This window comes from Streptomyces caeruleatus, from assembly GCF_001514235.1.
Classification (GTDB): Bacteria; Actinomycetota; Actinomycetes; order Streptomycetales; family Streptomycetaceae; genus Streptomyces; species Streptomyces caeruleatus.
In genome coordinates, this window is the sequence record NZ_KQ948933.1 from 118,694 (window position 1) to 138,621 (window position 19,928).

Annotated in this window: 16 protein-coding genes; 8 read left to right on the top strand and 8 right to left on the bottom strand. The window is 71.7% G+C overall.

Features of this window, described 5'->3' with window-relative positions:
- A partial coding sequence (locus AQJ67_RS49615) for a helix-turn-helix transcriptional regulator (RefSeq protein WP_425264186.1) occupies positions 1 to 612 on the bottom strand: 612 nt, incomplete at its 3' end.
- A 223-nt stretch (positions 613 to 835) separates the two neighbouring features.
- On the opposite strand from AQJ67_RS49615, the gene AQJ67_RS28470 reads away from it, so the two are divergent.
- A complete protein-coding gene (locus AQJ67_RS28470; RefSeq protein WP_062722172.1) occupies positions 836 to 1,528 on the top strand; it encodes an Rv1352/Rv1906c domain-containing protein in 693 nt (230 codons plus the stop codon).
- A 43-nt stretch (positions 1,529 to 1,571) separates the two neighbouring features.
- Here AQJ67_RS28470 and AQJ67_RS28475 read toward each other — a convergent pair whose 3' ends face one another.
- Together AQJ67_RS28475 and AQJ67_RS28480 are read right to left on the bottom strand one after the other, a co-directional pair.
- Positions 1,572 to 2,315, bottom strand: coding sequence for a GNAT family N-acetyltransferase (locus AQJ67_RS28475; RefSeq protein ID WP_062722173.1), 744 nt, complete (start codon positions 2,313 to 2,315; stop codon positions 1,572 to 1,574).
- A 199-nt stretch (positions 2,316 to 2,514) separates the two neighbouring features.
- Positions 2,515 to 3,291, bottom strand: a complete 777-nt coding sequence (locus tag AQJ67_RS28480) for an HNH endonuclease family protein (protein WP_062722174.1) — start codon at positions 3,289 to 3,291, stop codon at positions 2,515 to 2,517.
- A gap of 205 nt (positions 3,292 to 3,496) precedes the next feature.
- Here AQJ67_RS28480 and AQJ67_RS28485 point away from each other — a divergent pair, with 205 nt between their 5' ends.
- Together AQJ67_RS28485 and AQJ67_RS28490 are read left to right on the top strand one after the other, a co-directional pair.
- Entirely contained in the window at positions 3,497 to 3,682 is a 186-nt protein-coding gene (locus AQJ67_RS28485) for an Rv0909 family putative TA system antitoxin (RefSeq protein ID WP_062722175.1), read from the top strand.
- A gap of 194 nt (positions 3,683 to 3,876) precedes the next feature.
- Positions 3,877 to 4,344: an SgcJ/EcaC family oxidoreductase gene (locus tag AQJ67_RS28490; RefSeq protein WP_062722443.1), complete on the top strand. Its 468-nt coding sequence runs from the start codon at positions 3,877 to 3,879 to the stop codon at positions 4,342 to 4,344.
- Positions 4,345 to 4,362: 18 nt separating this feature from the next.
- Here AQJ67_RS28490 and mfd read toward each other — a convergent pair whose 3' ends face one another.
- Positions 4,363 to 7,893, bottom strand: coding sequence for a transcription-repair coupling factor (gene mfd, locus AQJ67_RS28495; protein WP_062722176.1), 3,531 nt, complete (start codon positions 7,891 to 7,893; stop codon positions 4,363 to 4,365).
- Positions 7,894 to 8,192: 299 nt separating this feature from the next.
- Between mfd and AQJ67_RS28500 the strand changes: the two genes are divergently transcribed.
- A complete protein-coding gene (locus AQJ67_RS28500; RefSeq protein ID WP_062722177.1) occupies positions 8,193 to 9,647 on the top strand; it encodes a DUF2079 domain-containing protein in 1,455 nt (484 codons plus the stop codon).
- Positions 9,648 to 9,757: 110 nt separating this feature from the next.
- Here AQJ67_RS28500 and AQJ67_RS28505 read toward each other — a convergent pair whose 3' ends face one another.
- The gene (locus AQJ67_RS28505) at positions 9,758 to 12,328 is read right to left on the bottom strand and encodes an ABC transporter permease (RefSeq protein WP_062722178.1); all 2,571 of its coding nucleotides are present in this window, start codon (positions 12,326 to 12,328) and stop codon (positions 9,758 to 9,760) included.
- The gene (locus tag AQJ67_RS28510) at positions 12,325 to 13,113 is read right to left on the bottom strand and encodes an ABC transporter ATP-binding protein (protein WP_062722179.1); all 789 of its coding nucleotides are present in this window, start codon (positions 13,111 to 13,113) and stop codon (positions 12,325 to 12,327) included. The genes AQJ67_RS28505 and AQJ67_RS28510 overlap by 4 nt, the downstream gene beginning before the upstream one ends.
- Before the next feature lie 465 nt (positions 13,114 to 13,578).
- Between AQJ67_RS28510 and AQJ67_RS28515 the strand changes: the two genes are divergently transcribed.
- Positions 13,579 to 15,093: an MFS transporter gene (locus AQJ67_RS28515; RefSeq protein ID WP_062722180.1), complete on the top strand. Its 1,515-nt coding sequence runs from the start codon at positions 13,579 to 13,581 to the stop codon at positions 15,091 to 15,093.
- A 54-nt stretch (positions 15,094 to 15,147) separates the two neighbouring features.
- The gene (locus tag AQJ67_RS28520) at positions 15,148 to 15,438 is read left to right on the top strand and encodes a hypothetical protein (RefSeq protein ID WP_062722181.1); all 291 of its coding nucleotides are present in this window, start codon (positions 15,148 to 15,150) and stop codon (positions 15,436 to 15,438) included.
- 32 nt (positions 15,439 to 15,470) lie between these two features.
- On the opposite strand, the gene AQJ67_RS28525 is transcribed toward AQJ67_RS28520, so the two are convergent.
- Positions 15,471 to 16,439, bottom strand: coding sequence for an endonuclease/exonuclease/phosphatase family protein (locus AQJ67_RS28525; protein WP_244190621.1), 969 nt, complete (start codon positions 16,437 to 16,439; stop codon positions 15,471 to 15,473).
- Between the two features lie 243 nt (positions 16,440 to 16,682).
- Here AQJ67_RS28525 and AQJ67_RS28530 point away from each other — a divergent pair, with 243 nt between their 5' ends.
- Together AQJ67_RS28530 and AQJ67_RS28535 are read left to right on the top strand one after the other, a co-directional pair.
- Positions 16,683 to 17,180 carry a DUF485 domain-containing protein gene (locus AQJ67_RS28530; RefSeq protein ID WP_062722182.1) on the top strand — a complete coding sequence of 166 codons (498 nt, stop codon included), beginning with the start codon at positions 16,683 to 16,685 and terminating at the stop codon, positions 17,178 to 17,180.
- Entirely contained in the window at positions 17,177 to 18,787 is a 1,611-nt protein-coding gene (locus AQJ67_RS28535) for a sodium/solute symporter (RefSeq protein ID WP_062722183.1), read from the top strand. The genes AQJ67_RS28530 and AQJ67_RS28535 overlap by 4 nt, the downstream gene beginning before the upstream one ends.
- A 140-nt stretch (positions 18,788 to 18,927) precedes the next feature.
- Here the strand turns inward: AQJ67_RS28535 and AQJ67_RS28540 are convergent, their stop codons facing one another.
- Positions 18,928 to 19,815 carry a hypothetical protein gene (locus tag AQJ67_RS28540; RefSeq protein ID WP_062722184.1) on the bottom strand — a complete coding sequence of 296 codons (888 nt, stop codon included), beginning with the start codon at positions 19,813 to 19,815 and terminating at the stop codon, positions 18,928 to 18,930.
- Between the last annotated feature and the right edge of the window lie 113 nt (positions 19,816 to 19,928).

Genomic DNA, 19,928 nt, shown 5'->3' on the forward strand with positions numbered 1-19,928 from the left:
CAGGGGGGCGGGGGCCAGGGGGGTGAGGGCCGGGGGGGTGCTGTGAACAGTCGGCGGGGTGGATTCGGGCGCGGGGGTGTTCACAGTCGCGGTAACCCCGGTCGCGGTCCCGCTGTGAACACCGTCATCACCGCTCCGGCCACCGCGGCCACCGTGGCCGCCGTGGCCGCCGTGGCCGCCGTGGCCGCCGCCACCCCCTCCCCCACGCCTGGCCACCGCACCGAACCTCGGCACCAGTACCTCCTCCAGCGCCCCGGGCAGCATCGCCGCGAGCCGCTCGTCGGAACCGGCGGCGATCTCCAGCCAGACGGTGGGCCGGTCATGGATCAGCAGGAGGACGCAGCCGGCGTGGAGCAGTGCCGTGACCGGGCCCTCGGGGTGGCCGGCGAGCTGCTGCCAGACGCGTTCCCGCAGCGGCACCTCGGCGAGTTTGCCCTGCTCGCGCAGCCAGGCCTCGACCTCGGCGAGGGCGAAGGAGGGGCTGGTCTCGGTGCCGCCGACCGGCTTGGGGAAGTCGGCGTGACGGCGGCGCCAGTTGCTGACGGCGGCCCGGCCGACACCGGCGAGCCGGGCGATCCCGGCGGCGGTCACCTCCGTCGCGTTGTCCTGCATCCGCCCACTCCCCTCGTCATCCGCGGTCGTCCGCGTCGTCGCCGCGTCCGCGTGTGGCGCCGAGCATACCGAGGTACGCAAGATCGACCCATTCACGGCCGTGTACACACGACATCGCGTGAACCGTGTTGACTCGGTTCACACGCTCTGCTCTTATTGACGCAGCGAACGAGCGACTGCCGATTCGGCGGTGGTCGCCGCGCGTAGGGGAGGGGACACCGTCATGGGCATGAAGGGCAAGATCGCGCTGGGCGCCGTCGTGGGGATCGTCGTCATCGGTGCCGTGTCGGCGAACGCCGGAGACGGGGGCAGCGGCGGCTCCGGCAGCGGCGACAAGGCCTCTTCGTCGTCCGGGGAGCGCACGACCGGCGGGGAGAAGGGGAAGGACACCGCCGAGGCCGCCGAGAAGAAGGCCGCGTTCGCGGGGGACGGCGACTTCCAGGTCGGTTCGGACGTGAAGCCCGGCACCTACCGCACCACCGGCAACACCGACGGCATGTGCTACTGGGAGCGGGCCAAGGACTCCTCGGGGGAGATGGACTCGCTGCTGGCCAACGACAACGTGACGGGCACCAGCTACGTCACCGTCAAGGCCACCGACAAGCTCTTCTCGTCGAGCGGCTGCAAGGACTGGGAGGCCCTCGACGAGAAGGCGAAGGCCGACGGCTCCCCCGCCACGAAGATGTCCGGCGACGGCGGCATGTTCAGAGTCGGCGTCGACATCGCCCCCGGCACCTACAAGTCCGCCGGCAACACCGACGACTCCTGCTACTGGGAGCGCACCAAGGACGCAGCCCACGGACTGGAGTCGATCATCGCGAACGACAACGTGACCGGTTCGGCCGTCGTCACGATCAGCTCCTCGGACGCGTACTTCAAGACCACGGGCTGCCAGGACTGGAAGAAGTCCGGCTGACCCGGCGTCGCGGGGCGCGTCGCCGGGCGCCGCCGGGCCTGGCTCACAGCGGGTGGCGCATCCACACGTTGGGCTCGACGTACACCGCGTGGTCCCGCTCCGGCTCGCACCGCACCGGCACCAGCGCGCCCGGCACCTCGATGTCACCGGCCGTGTCGAAGGGCAGTCCGGTCCAGCCACGCCACTGCTCCAGCGAGCCGGCGACGGTCATCGAGGCCGGGGCGACGGAGTCGACGGTGGCGCCGGCGCGGGCGTGGACGCGCAGCCACGGGTCGTGGGGCAGGCCGTCGGGGCGTACGCGACGGGCGTACTCCTCCATGGGGGTGTGCGGTTCGAGGTGCTTGGCGCTGGGGCGGACGGGGGCGACGACCTCGTTGAAGCCGTGGGCACGGGCGTTGTCGCGCAGCGCGGAGAGCATACGGGCGGACAGGCCGGCGCCCTGGGCGTGCGGGGCGATGACGACGGAGATGGCGCTGACGGTGTCGGGCGGGGTGCCGCGGCGCAGGTCGGTGAAGGCCCACACCAGCACCTCGTCCCAGCCCCGGGCGGGCAGCCGCCCCCGGCCTTCGGCGGCGAGGGCGAACGGGACGCCGAAGGCGTGGGCGACGACCTCGCCCCGCTCGTCCTCGGCGAACAGCGCGTACTTGGGGAGTTCACGGGGGATCCGGCCGTAGTGGGCGTTGCCCACGGGGTCCTGGGTCGTGAACGCGGGCCAGGTGTCCGGCATTTCCATGACCCGGTCGAGCATCTCGGGGCGTTCGGCGAGGCTCGATACCTTCAGCTCCATACCCGCCACCGTAGGAGCGGGGCGACGGCGCCGACCAGCGGTTTCCCGCCCGGCGGTTTCCCGCCCGGCGGTTTTCCGCCCGGCGGTTTTCCGCCCGGCGGTTTTCCGCCCGGCGGTTTTCCGCCCGGCGGTTTTCCGCCCGGCGGTTTTCCGCCCGGCGGTTTCCCGCGCGCCGCCCGACATCGCGGCGCACGCCGGGTCAGCCTCCGCAACGGCCCAGCATCATCTCCTTGTCGGCGGCGGTCACCGGGAGTTCGTACTTCAGCGACACCTGGGCGAAGCGCACCGCGTACGAGCAGCGGATCTGCTTGTTCGGGGGCAGCCAGGAGGCGGGTCCGGAGTCGCCCTTGGAGCTGTTGGTGGGGCCGTCGACCGGTATGAGGTTGAGGGGGTCGTTGGCGATGTCCTGGCGCTTGCCCTTCGGCCAGCGCGAGGCGCCCATCTGCCAGTCGTACGACAGCGGCATGACGTGGTCGATCTGCACGGTGGTGGCGCGGGACTTGGCCCAGTCGATGGTCCGACCCGTGTAGGGGTCGTGCAGGGTCATCGAGGCCACGACGCAGTCCGAGCCGGAGCGGAAGCGGACGTCCTCGCCGTCGCGCTGAAGGAGGTCGTTGCGGGTGTCGCAGCCGTTGCGGGCGAACGGGATGCCGCCCGGGACCGAGTCCATCCAGGCGTAGCCGAACTTGTCCCGCTCGTAGCCCGTCTTCGGGCCGCGGCCCTTGGTCGCCACCTTCTCGATGAGGGCCCGCGCCTCGGCCCGGTCGGCGTCCGAGGTGAGGGGCGCGAGTCCGGGTTTGGTGCCGTCGGGGTTGTCCAGTGGGCTCACCGCGCGGCCGGTGCCCTCGGCGGGGGCGGAGCCGGAGGGCTCGGCTCCGGCCGACGGCAGGTCGACGTTCTCGCAACCCGCGAGTACCAGCACCATGCCGAGCATCGCCGCGGCGCCTGCCGCCCCGCCCTTTCGACGCGTCACCATGCCGTCCCCTCCCCTTGCGCCCCGGTCCGCTCCGCCTCGCACAGGCGGGTCTTCCCGGTTTTCCCCGGGCACACCGTCGTGCACACGGTAGCGACCCGGCGCACGGCGGCATTCAAGAGGTCCAGACCTCATTCCGACCAAGCGCGCATACCTCACATGCCGGGCGTATGGTCGGTGGTGAGTCACCTCCGGAAGGAGCTCTTGGATGGGCATCTTCGACAGGTTCAAGAACCGTCACGCGCAGGACAAGGCCCGGGACATGTCCGACGCCGCGGAGCGGCAGGCCAACGAGAAGACGGGCAGCAAGTACGAGAGCCAGGTCGACGACGCGCAGCAGCGCATGGAGCGCGGCATCGGCATGGACCGCGACCGGCCGCCCGAGCAGCAGTAGAGGCCGAGGCCGGAGGAGCACGAGCCCTGTCGGGCACGGTACCGACGACGCCGTCCGCGGAGACCCAGCTCGCGCGGACGGCTTCGGCCGCCGGGGCCGGGGCGCCACCTCGCCCGCCCACCGGCCTCGCCCGCCCACCGACCGCCCCCGACCCCCTTGACCTCAAGTCCACTTGAGGTCACAGAGTGATCGGCATGACCACCGAAACAGCGGACATCAAGGCCGACGGGACCACTGCCGACGCGGACGCGGACGCGGACCTCAGGGCCATCACCGAGGTCGTCGCGACCGTCGAACGCACCCAGCGCGCCAAGGACGCCGAAGGCTTCCTCGCCCTCTTCCACCCCGACGCCCTGTGGACGACCGGCCACGGCAAGGTCCTCTTCGGCTTCGACGCCATCGCGGAGTTCACCCGTGCCGTGCTGCCCGCCGCGAGCTGGGACGGCGAGGTCACCTACGAGGTGACGCACACGCGGTTCCTGCGGCCCGACGTGGCGGCCGTCAAGGTCCGGCAGGTCTACCACTCACCGGACGGCGAGGCCGACACCGAGGGCGCCCCGCTCTACGTCATGACCAGGCAGCCCGACGGGCGCTGGCTGCTGCACGCCTGCCAGAACACCGAGGTACGAAGCGAGGTACGGGGCGAGGTACGGGGCGACTAGGGCACGCCCGCCTGCCGGTCACGCCCCCAGGATCGACGCCAGGAACTCCCCGACCCAGCCCAGCAACTCCCGCCCGACCAGCGGCTTTCCGCCCACCTTCGCGGTCTTCGGACGCGGCACCAGCAGCTGGTGCGCCGCCGGCTTGATGACGGTGCCGGGGTAGAGGCGCTTGACCCGCAGCTCCTGGGACTCGCGCAACTCCACCGGCGCGAAGCGGATGTTGTTGCCCTGGAGGACGATCTCGCCGACGCCGCACGCGCGGGCCAGCATCCGCAGGCCCGCCACCAGCAGGAGGTTCTCGACCGGTTCGGGCAACTTGCCGTAGCGGTCGACCAGTTCCTCGCGTACGGCCTTGATGTCCTCCTCCGTGTTGGCGGAGGCGATGGCGCGGTAGGCCTGGAGGCGGAGCCGCTCGCCCGGCGCGTAGTCGTGCGGGACGTGGGCGTCGACCGGGAGCTCGATCTTGACCTCGAGCGGCGGCTCCTCCTCCACGCCGCCCTCCAGCGAGGCGCGGTAGTCGGCGACGGCCTCGCCGACCATGCGGACGTACAGGTCGAAGCCGACGCCCGCGATGTGGCCGGACTGCTCGCCGCCCAGCAGGTTGCCGGCGCCGCGGATCTCCAGGTCCTTCATGGCGACGTACATGCCCGCACCCATCTCGGTGTGCTGGGCGATGGTGGCCAGGCGCTCGTGGGCCGTCTCCGTCAGCGGCTTCTCCGGCGGGTAGAGGAAGTACGCGTATCCGCGCTCGCGTCCGCGCCCGACCCGGCCGCGCAGCTGGTGCAGCTGGGAGAGGCCGAAGTTGTCGCCGCGCTCGACGATCAGGGTGTTGGCGTTGGAGATGTCGATGCCGGACTCGACGATCGTGGTCGAGACGAGGACGTCGAACTTCTTCTCCCAGAAGTCGACGACGACCTGCTCCAGGGCCTGCTCGGACATCTGGCCGTGCGCCGTCGCGATACGGGCCTCGGGGACGATCTCGCGCAGGCGGGCGGCCGCCCGGTCGATGGACTCGACCCGGTTGTGGATGTAGAAGACCTGGCCCTCGCGCAGCAGTTCGCGGCGGATCGCGGCGCCGATCTGCTTCTCCTCGTAGGGGCCGACGAAGGTCAGGACCGGGTGGCGCTCCTCCGGGGGTGTCGTGATCGTCGACATCTCCCTGATGCCGGTGACCGCCATCTCCAGGGTTCGGGGGATCGGGGTCGCGGACATCGTGAGTACGTCGACGTTCGCGCGCAGCTTCTTCAGCTGCTCCTTGTGCTCTACGCCGAAGCGCTGCTCCTCGTCGACGATGACCAGGCCCAGGTCCTTGAACTTGGTCTCCGACGAGAACAGCCGGTGCGTGCCGATCACGATGTCCACCGAGCCCTCGCGCAGGCCCTCCAGGGTCGCCTTCGCCTCGGTGTCGGTCTGGAAGCGGGACAGGGCCCGGGTGTTGACCGGGAACTGCGAGTACCGCTCGGAGAACGTGCCGAAGTGCTGCTGGACGAGGAGGGTCGTCGGCACCAGTACGGCCACCTGCTTGCCGTCCTGCACCGCCTTGAACGCGGCCCTGACCGCGATCTCCGTCTTGCCGTAGCCGACGTCGCCGCAGATCAGGCGGTCCATCGGGACCGACTTCTCCATGTCCTCCTTGACCTCGGCGATGGTGGTCAGCTGGTCGGGCGTCTCCGCGTAGGGGAAGGCGTCCTCCAGCTCGCGCTGCCAGGGGGTGTCCGAGCCGAAGGCGTGCCCGGGGGCCGCCATGCGCGCGCTGTACAGCTTGATCAGGTCGGCCGCGATCTCCTTGACGGCCTTCTTCGCGCGTGCCTTGGTCTTCGTCCAGTCGGCGCCGCCCAGCCGGTGCAGCGTGGGCGCCTCGCCGCCGACGTACTTGGTGATCTGCTCCAGCTGGTCGGTGGGGATGTAGAGGCGGTCGCCGGGCTGGCCGCGCTTGGCGGGGGCGTACTCGACGACGAGGTACTCGCGCGTGGCGCCCTGCACGGTGCGCTGCACCATCTCGATGTAGCGGCCGACGCCGTGCTGCTCGTGGACGATGTAGTCGCCCGTCTCCAGGGTGAGCGGGTCGATGGTCTTGCGGCGGCGGGCCGGCATCCGGGCGCCGTCCTTGCCGGCCGCCTTCTGCCCGGACAGGTCGGTCTCGGTCAGGACCGCCAGCCGGAGCGCGGGGTCGACGAAGCCGTAGTCGATCGAACCGCAGGCGACATGGACGATCGCGGGGGAGATCTCCGCCAGGTCGGTCTCCAGGCGAGCCGCGACGCCCTCGCCGCCGAGCACCTCGACGGTGCGGGCGGCCGGGCCGTGGGCCTCGGTCACGAAGACCGTGCGCCAGCCGTCGGCGAGCCAGCCCTTGGTGTCGGCGAGGGCCTTCGCGGTGTCGCCGCGGTACGACTCGGGGGCGTGCATGCCGAGCTTCAGGGTGTCCGCGTCCAGCGTTTCGTCGGCCGCGAACGGCGAGACCGACCACCACATCATCTCCAGCTCGCGGGCGCGGTCACGGACGTCCGCGATGGACCACAGGGAGGCCGCGCCGACGTCGATGGGCGCCTCGCCGCCGCCGGCCGTGGCGGCCCAGGACGCCTGGAGGAACTCCTGCGAGGTGGCCACGAGATCGGCGGCGCGCGTGCGGACCCGCTCCGGGTCGCACACGACGGCCATGGCGCCCTTGGGCAGCACGTCGAGCAGCAGTTCCATGTCGTCGACGAGGACGGGAGCGAGGGACTCCATGCCCTCGACCGCGATGCCCTCGGCGATCTTGCCGAGCAGTTCGCCGAGCTCCGGGTGCTCTTCGGCGAGGGCACGCGCGCGTGCGCGGACGTCGTCGGTGAGGAGGAGTTCGCGGCAGGGCGGCGCCCACAGGCCGTGCTCGGCGACTTCGAGGGAGCGCTGGTCGGCGACCTTGAAGTACCGGATCTCCTCGACGTCGTCGCCCCAGAACTCGATGCGCAGGGGGTGCTCTTCGGTGGGCGGGAAGACGTCCAGGATGCCGCCTCGTACGGCGAACTCGCCGCGCTTCTCGACCAACTCCACGCGCGCGTACGCGGCCGCCGCGAGGGACTCGACGATCTCGTTCAGGTCGGCGGTCTGTCCGGTGCGCAGGGCCACCGGTTCCAGGTCGCCGAGGCCCTTGACCTGGGGCTGGAGGACCGAGCGGACCGGGGCCACGACGACGGAGACCGGGCCCGTCTCGGGGTCGTCGGGCCGGGGGTGGGCCAGGCGGCGCAGGACCGCGAGGCGGCGGCCGACGGTGTCGCTGCGGGGGCTGAGGCGCTCGTGCGGGAGGGTCTCCCAGGACGGGTACTCCACGACGCCCTCCGAGGGGAGGAGCGAGCGCAGGGCCGCCGCCAGGTCCTCGGCCTCTCGGCCCGTCGCCGTCACCGCGAGGACCGGACGGTCGGTCTCGCGGGCGAGGGCGGCGATGGCGAAGGGGCGGGCCGCCGGGGGGCCGACCAGGTCGACGTGCATGCGGTTGCCGTCTGCGGCCGCCGTGATCGCTTCCGCGAGGGCGGTGTCCTTGACTACGGCGTCGAGCAGACCGTGCAGGCTCATGGAGGGGCGCTTCCGTCCGGGGGGGTTGGCAACACGAAGGGCCCGACGCGGGTGGCAGGCCGGGGGCTTCCAGCGTACGTCGCTGCGCGGGCGGGTGCCGGGCCTGTGGAAAACGTCCGTTCTCTGGTGTCCGGCGTTGACGTGAGGTCGTGCAGGGGCTCCGCCCCTTCGACCCCGCTGGGGCTGCCGCCCCGGACCCCGCTGTCGGCCCTTCGGGCCTCGTCCTCAAACGCCGGACGGGCTGAAAGGAGCCGGGCCTGCGTCGACAAGGGCCACGCCGCACCACGTAAGGTCCCCCCATGCCCACCCCCGCCACCTCCGCGACGCCGGACACGTCCTCGGACCCCCACATATCGGCGCCCGTCACGGGACCGGAAGGGCACGCTCGGCCCGGTCCCGGGCGGCGTGACCCCTGGCTGCTGGCCGTCGCGCTCTTCGTGGGCTATGCGATCGTCTCGGTCGGTCGTTACCGGCATCTGGGGCAGCGTTCGTGGGATCTGGGGATATTCGAGCAGGTCATTCGGTCGTACGCGCACCTTCAGGCGCCGATCGCGGATCTCAAGGGGCCGGGGTTCAACATCCTCGGCGATCACTTCAGCCCGGTGACGGTGCTGCTCGCGCCGTTCTACCGGGTGTTCCCCTCGCCGGTCACCCTTCTCGTGGCGCAGGCCGTGCTGTTCGCGCTGTCCGCCGTGCCGGTCACCCGGGCCGCGGCCCGGCTGCTGGGGCGGTGGCGTGGGCTCGCGATCGGGGTGGCGTACGGGCTGTCGTGGGGGCTTCAGCAGGCCGTCGACTTCGACTTCCACGAGATCTGCTTCGCCGTACCGCTGATCGCGTTCAGCCTGGAGGCGTTGCTCGCGCGGCGTTGGCGTGGGGCCCTGCTGTGGGCGCTGCCGCTGGTCCTGGTGAAGGAGGACCTGGGGATGACCGTCGCGGCGATCGGCGTGGTCGTCGCCCTGCGGGCCCGCCAGGACTCCGCGCGGGCGGCGCGGTACGCGATGGGCGTCGCCGTGTTCGGCGTGGCGGCCGTCGCGGTCACCCTTGTGCTGGTCATCCCGAGCTTCAACAGCGGCGGAACGTACGACTACTGGAACAAGGTGAGCGAGTCGGGCGGCGGCGGCCCCTTCGACGGTCTCGACACCAAGCTCCGTACGCTCGGCTGGCTGCTCGTCCCCACCACCGGGCTGCTCGCGATCCGCTCGCCGCTGCTGCTGATCGCCCTGCCCACCGTCGGCTGGCGTTTCGTCTCCTCGTACGCGCAGTACTGGGGCACCGACTGGCACTACAACGCCGTCCTCATGCCCGTCGTGACCCTCGCACTCGTCGACGCCCTCTCCGCCGCACGGCACAGCACGCGCGCGTGGCTGCGGTCGTACGCGGAGCACCTGCCCGCCGCCGTGGCGGCCGCCTCGGTCGCGCTGACCACCTCGCTGCCGCTCGCCGCGCTGACCGAGAGCGAGATCTACCGCAAGCCCGCGCGCGTGACGGCCGTCGAGCGGCTCCTCGCCCAGGTTCCCGACGACGCCTCCGTCGAGGCGAACATAGCGCCGATCAGCCGGCTCACGTCCCGCTGCCGGGTCTTCTGGATCAGCAACACGCGCGGCATCGATCCCGACTACATCGCCCTCGACAACTCCCGCAAGCGCTACAGGGACGTCGAGGCCTACGCCCGGGAGCTCCACCCCGACGCCCGCTACATCGTCACGGGCACCGCCTACGGGTTCGTACTCCTGGAGCGACAGCCCTCCGGGTGACCGTAGATGCGCCGGGGTGACCGTACATGTGTCGGGCCCGGTCCGCAGGCAGTGGATCTCCTGCGGACCGGGCCCGTCCCCCGCAACCCCCGTGTGCGGTGGCTCCTCGGTTATTCGGTCGCGATGGCGTTCAGTACGTTCATCCGGCCCGCCCTGAACGCCGGCACCAGGGCCGCGAACAGGCCCACGAAGGCCGAGGCGATGAAGACGCCGATGATCGTCGGCCACGGGATGTCGAGGACGTTCAGGCCCTCCAGGGCGAGCAGCTTCTGGGCCGTCGCGCCCCAGCCCATGCCGAGTCCGAGGCCGAGCAGGGCGCCGAACAGGGCGATCACCACCGACTCCAGGCGGATCATGCGGCGCAGCTGGCGGCGGGAGAGGCCGATGGCGCGCATCAGGCCGATCTCGCGGGTGCGTTCCACCACCGACAGGGCCAGGGTGTTCACCACGCCGAGGACGGCGACGATGATCGCCAGGGCGAGCAGGCCGTAGATCATGTTCAGGAGCTGGCCCATCTGGTCCTTGAGCTCCTGCTTGTAGTCGGTCTGGTCGCGGACCGGGTACTGCGGGTAGTCGTGCAGCGACTTCTTCAGGGCCGCGTACGCCGCCTCCTCCTGGCCGTCCTTCGCCTTGGCGAGCAGCATGTCGCTCTGCGGGATCCGGTCGGCGGGCAGGTACCGCTCCAGGGTGGCGATGCTGATGTAGCGCGCGCCCTGGTCGAAGGCGGTGTCGTCGTCCGTGATGGCCGTGACCTTCAGCTTCGCCGTCTCGCCGCCCTTGAAGGCGACGGAGACGGTGTCGCCGACGTGCACCCCGTGCTTCTTGGCGTAGTCGGACCCGACCGACATGGCGTCCTTGCCGTAGGCGGCGGACAGGGTGCCTTCCGTGGTGGCGCGGCGCAGGTCCTCGGCGTACGTCGGGTCGGCCGCCGTGAGCCCGGTGTCGTCGGTCTTGCCGTCGGGCGAGGTCAGCGTGGCGTCGACCTGCTTGGAGCGGGAGACGTGCTCCAGGCCCGGCGTCTGCCGCATCGCCTGCTCGGCGTCCGCGACGATGGACTGCTGGCCGCGCATGACGATGAAGTCCGCGCCGACCGACTTGTCGAGCTCGCCCGTCGCCGAGGCGACCATCGAGGAGCCGACCACCGACAGGCAGGCCACCAGGGCGAGGCCGATCATCAGGGCGGCGCCCGTGGCACCGGTACGGCGCGGGTTGCGCAGGGCGTTGCGCTCGGCCATGCGGCCGACGGGGCCGAAGGCGCGCAGCAGGACCGCGCTGATCACCCGGACCACGGCGCCCGCGAGCAGCGGGCCGATGACCACGAAGCCGATCAGGGTCAGCACCACGCCGCCGCCCAGCATCAGCGCGCCGTCGCTCGCCTTGTCGGCCGTGGCAGCCGCGAACAGGGCGAAGGTGCCGGCGCCCGTGAGGACGAGCCCGATCAGGCCGCGGAGCCGGCCGGCCTTGATGTCGGCCGGGGTCCCGGCGTCGCGCAGGGCGGCCATCGGGGAGACCTTGCCGGCGCGGCGGGCGGGGAGATAGGCGGCGAGGACGGTGACGACGACGCCGAGGATCAGGCCGATGGCCGGGGTCGTCACCTTCACCGTCAGGTCGTCGGTGGAGAGGTTCATGCCGGCCATCGACATCAGCTTCATCAGGCCGACGGCGATGCCGACACCGGCTCCGACGCCCAGGACGGATCCGACGACGCCGAGCAGCAGGGCCTCCACCAGCACGGACCGGTTGACCTGCCGGCGGGAGGAGCCGATGGCCCGCATGAGGCCGATCTCTCGGGTGCGCTGGGCGACCAGCATCGAGAAGGTGTTGATGATCAGGAAGATGCCCACCAGGAACGCGATCCCGGCGAAGCCGAGCATGGCGTACTTGATGATGTCCATGAACTCGCCGACGTCCTTGCGGTTGTCGTCAGCGTTCTCCTTGGCCGTCTGGATCTTGTACGAGCCGTTCAGGGACTGCGCGATGTCCTGCTTGAGCTGGGTGTCGCTCACGCCGGCCGCGGCGGTGACGGCGACCTGGGTGAAACGGCCGGTGGCGCCGAGGAGGCCGCGCTGGGCGGTCTCGGTGTCGAAGTAGACGACGGCCGCGCCGGGGTTGGTGACCTTCCAGGAGGCGATGCCGACGATCCGCGCGCGGATGTCGCCGGTGGCGGCGATGGTGCGCAGTTCGTCGCCGAGCTTGAGGTCGTGCTTGTCGGCGGTGTCGGCGTCGACCATGACCTCGGTGGGCCCGCGCGGGGCGTGCCCGGAGGTGATCTCCATGGCCTTCAGGTCGTTCTTGGTCCAGTTGCCGGCGATGGTGGGCGCGCCGGTGGAGGAACCCATGTTCTCGTTCTCGGAGTTGACGACGGTCACGCTCATGGAGGCGACCGCGCCCTCGGCCTGCTTGACGCCGTCGACGGCGGCGACCTGCTCGACGGTGGAGGCGGGCAGCGAGACCGGGCGGCCGGTGCCGCCGCCGTCGTCCTCGTCCTCGGCCGTCCTGGGGCTGACGGTGACGTCGGAGGCGGTGACGGCGAAGAGCTTGTCGAAGGTGGTGTTCATCGTGTCGGTGAACACGAGCGTGCCGCTGACGAAGGCCACCGACAGCAGGACGGCCACGGCCGACAGGGCCATGCGTCCCTTGTGCGCGAAGAAGTTGCGCATCGAGGTCTTCAGGACGGTCATGACGTACGCCCCCGGGCGTCGAAGTCCTTCATGCGGTCCAGGACGGCGTCGGCGGTGGGCTTGTGCATCTCGTCGACGATGCGCCCGTCGGCGAGGTACAGCACCCGGTCCGCGTAGGAGGCGGCTACGGGGTCGTGGGTGACCATCACGATGGTCTGCCCGAGTTCGTCCACGGAGCGGCGCAGGAAGCCCAGTACCTCGGCGCCCGCGCGCGAGTCGAGGTTTCCGGTCGGCTCGTCACCGAAGATGATCTCGGGCCGGGCGGCCAGGGCGCGGGCCACGGCGACGCGCTGCTGCTGGCCGCCGGAGAGCTGGGTCGGCCGGTGCCTGAGCCGGTCGGACAGGCCGACCGTGTCGACCACCCGCGCGAGCCACTGCTTGTCGGGCTTGCGGCCCGCGATGTCCATGGGCAGCGTGATGTTCTCCAGGGCGTTGAGCGTCGGCAGCAGGTTGAACGCCTGGAAGATGAAGCCGATCCGGTCCCGGCGCAGCTGGGTGAGCTTCTTGTCCTTCAGCCCGGTGATCTCGGTGTCGTCGAGGTGGATCTGGCCGCCGGTGACGGTGTCGAGCCCGGCGAGGCAGTGCATCAGGGTGGACTTGCCGGACCCCGAGGGGCCCATGATCGCGGTGAACTGCCCCCGAGCGATGTCCACGTCCACATGGTCGAGCGCGACGACCCGGGTCTCCCCCGACCCGTACGCCTTGACGACCTGCCGCGCCCGCGCGGCAACGGCCGTCCGCCCTCCAGTGCCCCCGTGCCTGGGAATGGTCACAGCCGATGTCACGGTATGTCTCCTAAGTCGGTTATGAGTCGGCGTACTGAGCCGTGGGCCGGTACGTCGATGACTGGGTACGTCGTTGAGTCTGGCGCCGGAGCGGGGTCCGGCGCGCTGGTGCCGAGCCCCGTCTTGTACGGGGGAAAACCCCACCCCCGCCGGTTCGGCCGGCCGCCCCCCAGCGGCGTAAAGCCAGGTTAAGGACAGCCCCCGTGGCGTCTCGTCCTCCGGCGGTACCAACCCTCCCCGAGACCTAGTACGGAGGTACCCCTAAGGGCTCTCCACCCTTCGGTGGAGCGCACGTCGGGGTTCTCTCCACCCTGCGGTCCATCAAGGCTCCACCCTCCCGCGACAATCAGCAGGTGCCGCGCGAAGCGCGTCGTTGAGGGGTGGTGGTCGGGCGACGGGAGGGCCAAGTGGGAAGCTGTTCGGCGGCAGTTAGGTGCAAGGGGAACGCATCAGGAGAGGAACCCGGTGGGCAGTACGAGACCCGCGATACGCGACACCGCACAGCGCACCGGAACGGAGAGACGGTCGGCCGTGGTCGCGGCCCTGATGCTGTCGATGGCGCTGGCGGCGCTCGACTCCACCATCGTCTCCACGGCCGTACCGCAGATCGTGGGCGACCTCGGCGGCTTCTCGGTCTTCTCCTGGCTGTTCTCCGGCTATCTGCTCGCCGTGACCGTGACCCTGCCGGTGTACGGCAAGCTCTCCGACACCTTCGGCCGCAAGCCGGTGCTGATCGTCGGCGCGGCGCTGTTCCTGCTGGGCTCGCTGCTGTGCGCGCTGGCCTGGAACATGGCGGCGCTGATCGCGTTCCGGATCGTGCAGGGGCTGGGCGGCGGGGCGCTCCAGGGGACGGTGCAGACGCTGGCGGCCGACCTGTACCCGCTGGAGGAACGGCCCAGGATCCAGGCCCGGTTGTCCACGGTGTGGGCCGTGTCGGCGGTGGCGGGGCCCGGGTTGGGCGGGGTCCTGGCGGCGTACGCGGACTGGCGCTGGATCTTCCTGATCAACCTGCCGATCGGGGCGGTGGCCCTGTGGCTGATCGTGCGGCATCTGCACGAGCCGAAGCGCGCCCCGGACCCGCAGGCGCCGGCCACGCGCGCGCGTGTCGACTGGGCCGGCGCGCTGGCGGTGTTCGCGTGCGGGGGCGTGCTGTTGACGGCGGTGGTGCAGGGCGGGGTGGTCTGGCCGTGGCTGTCGGGGCCGTCGCTCGCCCTGTTCGGTACGGGACTCGCACTGGTGGCGGTCGTGGTGGTCGTGGAGCGCCGGGCGGCCGAGCCGATCATCCCGGGCTGGGTGTGGCGGCGCCGGACGATCGCGGCGGTGAACCTGGCGCTGGGCGCACTCGGGTTGCTGATGGTGGCGCCGGCGGTGTTCCTGCCGACGTACGCCCAGTCGGTCCTCGGACTCGCCCCGATGACGGCCGGGTTCGTGCTGTCGGTGTGGACGTTGAGCTGGCCGCTGTCGGCGGCGTGCAGTCAGCACGTCTACCGCAGGATCGGCTTCCGCAACACGGCGATGCTGGGCATCGGGACGGCGTCGCTGATCCTCCTCGCCTTCCCCTTCCTGCCCTACCCCGGGCAGGCGTGGCAGCCGGCCCTGCTGATGCTGCTGCTGGGGGCGGCCCTCGGGCTGTTCCAACTGCCGCTGATCGTGGGCGTGCAGTCGACGGTCGGCTGGTCGGAGCGGGGCACGGCGACCGCGTCGGTGCTGTTCTGCCGGCAGACGGGCCAGACGATGGGCGCGGCACTCTTCGGCGCCGTCGCGAACGGCGTACTCGCCTCCCGGCTCGGCGGCGCGAGCGACCTGGACTCGGTGACCCGCGCCCTGGACTCCGGCGGCACGGCCCCGGAGGCCACCAGACGCGCCATCGCCGAGGCGGTGCACGCCGTCTACCTGGGTGCGTCCGGCGCGGCGGCACTGGCCTTCCTGGTCCTGTTGCTGCTGGCACCGAGGCGGTTCCCGGTACTGGAGGAGAACTGATCCCACCGCTTGTACGGTGGCCCGAACTCCCGCTGTCCCGAAGGAGATTCCGCGATGCCCAGGCTCACGCGCACCCTCGCGGCCACGGCCCTTGCGGTCGCGGTCGCCGGGTACGCCGCGACCGAGTACCTCAACGCGAGCACCCCCACGGCCCGCCCCTCCAGCCCCTACGCCCCGGAGCCGTCGTCCGCCCCGGAACCGTCGCCCCCGGACTGCACCCGGGCGTCCCTGGCCACCGCGCTTCCCACGACGCTCCCCACGGCCCTTCCGACCGCCTCCCCCTGGGACTCCGCGGTCGAGGCCCACCTGTGCGTCGGATGGCACGCCACGGTCGAGAAGCGGTGAAGGCGGCTTCCGGACCGCCCGCTCGACCGGCGCTACGGCAGCGTGACGCGCGCGACGACCGGCAGATGGTCGCTGCCGGTCGCGGACAGCGTACGGATGTGGCCGACCGTCGCCGAACGGGCCATGACCTGGTCGATCCGGGCCAACGGCAGGCCTGCCGGGAAGCTGAACGCGAAGCCCCGCTCCGCCACGTTCATCCGTGAGGTCAGCGGCGCGAGCCCACGGTCGTCGACCGTGCCGTTGAGGTCGCCCAGCAAAATCACCGTCCGCACCCGCTCGGCGGCGACGGCCTCGCCCAGCAGACCGGCGCTCTCGTCCCGCCGGGCGGACGCGAGCCCGCCGGCCCGGACGCGGACCGAGGGCAGGTGCGCGACGTACGCCGCGACGTCGCCGTACGGCGTGCGCACCACGGCCCGCAGCCCGCGGCTCCAGTCCTCCTGGACCCCACGGGGCCTGATGTCCACGAGCCGCACGCCGCCGAGCGGATGCCTCGACCAGAGCCCGACGGTGCCCCGCACCGCGTGATACGGGAAGTCCTCGCCGAGCGCCTCCTCATACGCCGGCAGGGCCCCGGGCACCAGTTCCTCCAACGCGATGAGGTCGGGCTCGGCGTCGGCCAGGGCGCGGGCCGTGCCCGCCGGGTCGGCGTTCTCGTCGCTGACGTTGTGCTGCACGACGACCAGGTCGCGCGCGCCGGGCCGCGGCGCGGGCAGCAGCAGCCCGCCGAAGAGGTACGTCCAGGCCGCCACGGGCAGCAGCAGCGCCACCAGCGCGACGGCGGAGCGGCGCAGCAGGGCGAGCCCGAGCAGCGGCATGACCACCGCGCCGAGCCAGGGCAGGAAGGACTCCAGCAGACTCCCCGCGCGCCCCACCGCGTTGGGCACGGCCCGGTGGAACCCGAGCAGTACCGCCGTCAGCACGGCGCACGCGGCGAGCACGCGTCCGCGGACCGGCCACCGCGCCACCCACCGGGGCGCCGCTTCCTGCACCGTCGATGTCACGCCTGCCAAGACGATCCGCCGGGCGGATCAGTTTCGCCGACTTCACCTGTGCCCAAAAGTCTGAGTTAACGCCGGTAACACACCAGGTCAGACACGATTTGATGGCGATAGCGCATACCGACCACTCAGTTTGATGAAACCCTCGCCTATCTCGGTACCGCCGAGTAACGTGCGTGGCTCGCCCGCCCCCCACCTCCCTGCGGTCCGCCGCAACCGGACCCGAGCCACGCAAGGAGCAACGGGATGTCCCCGTCCTTCGACCCGTCACCGCCGTACCAGTACGGCCAGGGCGACACATCACCGTCGTACGGCACATCACCGTCGTACGGCACATCACCGTCGTACGACACCTACCCCTGGCAGACCCCCACCCCGCCGGGGCCACCACCCCCACGACAGCGGACCCCCGACCACCCACCCCTCGGACACCACAGCGACCTGCGGATCCTGCGCACCGCCTACCGCTGGCAGCGGCGCGTGGCGACGCTCACCGCGCTCGGCTACTTCACCCTCTTCCTGATCCTGTCCGCCTTCGCGCCCGGGTTCATGTCGAGCACGGTCACCGACGGACTGCCCGCCGGTCTGCTGCTCGCCCTGATCCAACTGCCCGTCACCTGGCTGGCGATAGGCCTGTACGAGCACACCGCCCGCCGTTACGTCGACCCGCTCGCGGACCGCATCCGCAAGCTGGCCGAGGTGGACGCCAAGCGGGAGACCGGGAACCGGGGGCCGCGGCGATGACCGACTTCAGCGGAGACGCACAGGCGATGTCGCTGGTCGCGTTCTGTGCCGTGGCCACCGTCACGCTGCTGCTGTGCGTGATGACCGGCCCGGACCGGGACGACCTCGACGAGTTCTACACGGGCTACAGCTCCCTGTCCCCCATCCGCAACGGCCTCGCCATCGCGGGCGACTACATCAGCGCCGCGACCGTACTGGGCACCACCGGCGTCGTCGCCCTGTGCGGCTACGACGGCATCGTGCTGGCGCTGAGCACGGCCCTGTCACTGATGCTGCTGATGTTCCTGCTGGCCGAACCCCTGCGCAACGCGGGCCGGTTCACCATGGGCGACGCGCTGGCGCGGCGGATGCCGGGGCGGGGCGTGCGGATCGCGGCGTGCGCGGTGACGCTGGCCGCGCTGGTGCCGCTGATGCTGGTGCAGCTGGCCGGCACCGGACAGCTGCTGGCGTTCATCCTCGGCTTCTCGAGCGACAGCCTCAAGACGGGGTGCATCATCGGCCTCGGCGTCCTGATGATCAGCTACGCGGCGATCGGCGGGATGAAGGGCACCGCCCTCATCCAGATCCTGAAGATGGTGATGCTGCTCGGCTCGGGCGCCGTGGTCGCCCTGCTGGTGCTGGCCCGGTTCGACTGGAACCCGGGCGCGCTGTTCGACGCCGCGGCACAGCAGAGCGGGGTCGGCTCGGCGTTCCTGGAGTCGGGTCTGCAGTTCGCGGGCGGCCCGCACCCCCGCCTCGACATGATCAGCTCCCAGCTCGCCGTCGTCCTCGGCGGTGCCGTGCTGCCGCACATCACCATGCGCATGTACACGGCGACCGGCGCACGTCAGGTGCGGCGCTCGATGTCCTGGGCGGTGTCGAGCGTGGCACTGTTCGTGCTGGTCATCACGGTCGTCGGCTTCGGCGCGACGGCGCTGATCGGGCGGGAGGTGATCGCCGGCGCGGACCCGCAGGGCAACACCGCGTATCTGCTGGGCTCCCGGGCCGCGTTCGGCGCCGAGGTCTCCACCGCGGAGACCCTGCTCTTCACCGCGGTCACCACGGCCATCTTCCTCACGGTGCTCGCCTCGGTCGCCGGCATGATCCTGGCCTGCGCGAACTCCCTCGCCCATGACGTTTTCGCCGTGCGGGTACGGGAGCTGTCGGGCCGCCGCGAGATGACGGTGGCGCGGCTGTCGGCGCTGGCGGTGGGGGTGCCGGCGATCGTGCTGGCGACGATGGTCCAGCACCGCAGTCTCCAGCCGCTGGTGACCCTGTCCTTCACGCTGGGCGCCTCGGCCATCGCCCCGGCCCTCGTCTACAGCCTCTTCTGGCGCCGGTACACCCGGTCGGGCCTGCTGTGGACGCTGATCGGCGGCTCGGTGGTGGTGCTGGTGCTGATGCCGGGGACGAACCTGGTCTCCGGTTCACCGGTCTCGGCGTTCCCGGACGCCGACTTCAACTGGTTCCCGTTCACGACACCCGGCCTGGTGTCGGTACCGGCCGGCTTCGCCCTCGGATGGCTGGGGACGGTCCTGTCGGGGCGGGGGGAGTCGGAGGAACAGCGACGGCAGTACGAGGCCGTCGAGGGGTGGATTCTCGCGGGGGCGGTGCGCAGGGGGGACTGAGGCACGCGCCTGGCGCCCGGAGTCGGGGCGGGGTGGGCCGGAGGGGCGGGGTGGGCCGGAGGGGCGGGGTGGGCCGGAGGGGCGGGGTGGCGGCTGGTCGGAGGGCGGGGTGCTCGCCGGTCCGGCGGCCCTGCCCCGGTTCACTCCATCGCCGCCTGGCGCTCCAGGGTCGACAGACTGTTGCGCATCTGGTCCATCTGCAGGCGCACCTCGTCCCACATCTCCCCGTGCTCGCGCAGCACCCGCTCCGTCTCCCGGGCGACCCGCTCCGTGCGCTGCCGGGCCTGTTCGAGGAGCTCGGCCGCGCGTACCGCCGCCTCCTCCTGCAAGCGCTCCGCCGAGGCCCGCGCGTCGGCGAGCTCCTGCTGCGCCTCGGCCAGCGAGGCCTCGGCCCGCGCCGTCCGCTCCGTCTCCGACTTCTCCAGCGCGGCCAGCCGCCGCTGGGCCTCCCGCTCGGCCTCCGCCAACCGCTCGGCGTGCTCCTTGGCCTGCCGCGCGACCAGGCCGGCGGTCTGCTGCCGCACCTGACGCAACGGGCCGAGCACCTCGCCGCGCTCCTCCTTCACATCGCGCCGGGCGGCGATCCGGGTCTCGCCCGCCTCGGCGCGCGCCGCGAGCAGCCGCTGCCGGACCCACTCCTCGGACGCGGCGGTCACGGCGTCGGCGTGCGACTGCGCCGCGTCCCGCAGCTCGTCCGCGTACGCCTGCGCCTCCTCCATCAGTCGCTGCGTCTCCTGCCGCGCCCCCTCCCGCACGGCCGCGGCCTCCTCCTCCACCAGCTCGAACAGCCGCCGCGCCCGCTCCCCGAGCTCCTCGTACGTCTGCGGAGCGAGCCCCGCGACCACGTCCCGCAGCCGCCGCGCCTCGTCGTCCATCTCCCGGGCGAGCACGGTGAGCCGGGCGGCCCGCTCCCAGGCGGCGTCACGGTCCCGGAAGAGGGCGTCGATGTAGGCGTCGACCTGTTCGGGACGGTAGCCACGCCCTCGTACGACCACGAAGTCGTAGAGCGGGACCGGTGCGCTGCTCATCCTGGAACCCCTCTCCGCCGAACGGATGCGAAATGATGATTTAGCGCACATCTTGATGTATCGGGCGGAAGCGTTCATAACGCGACACTCCGCGCAGCCGACACCGCACAGGG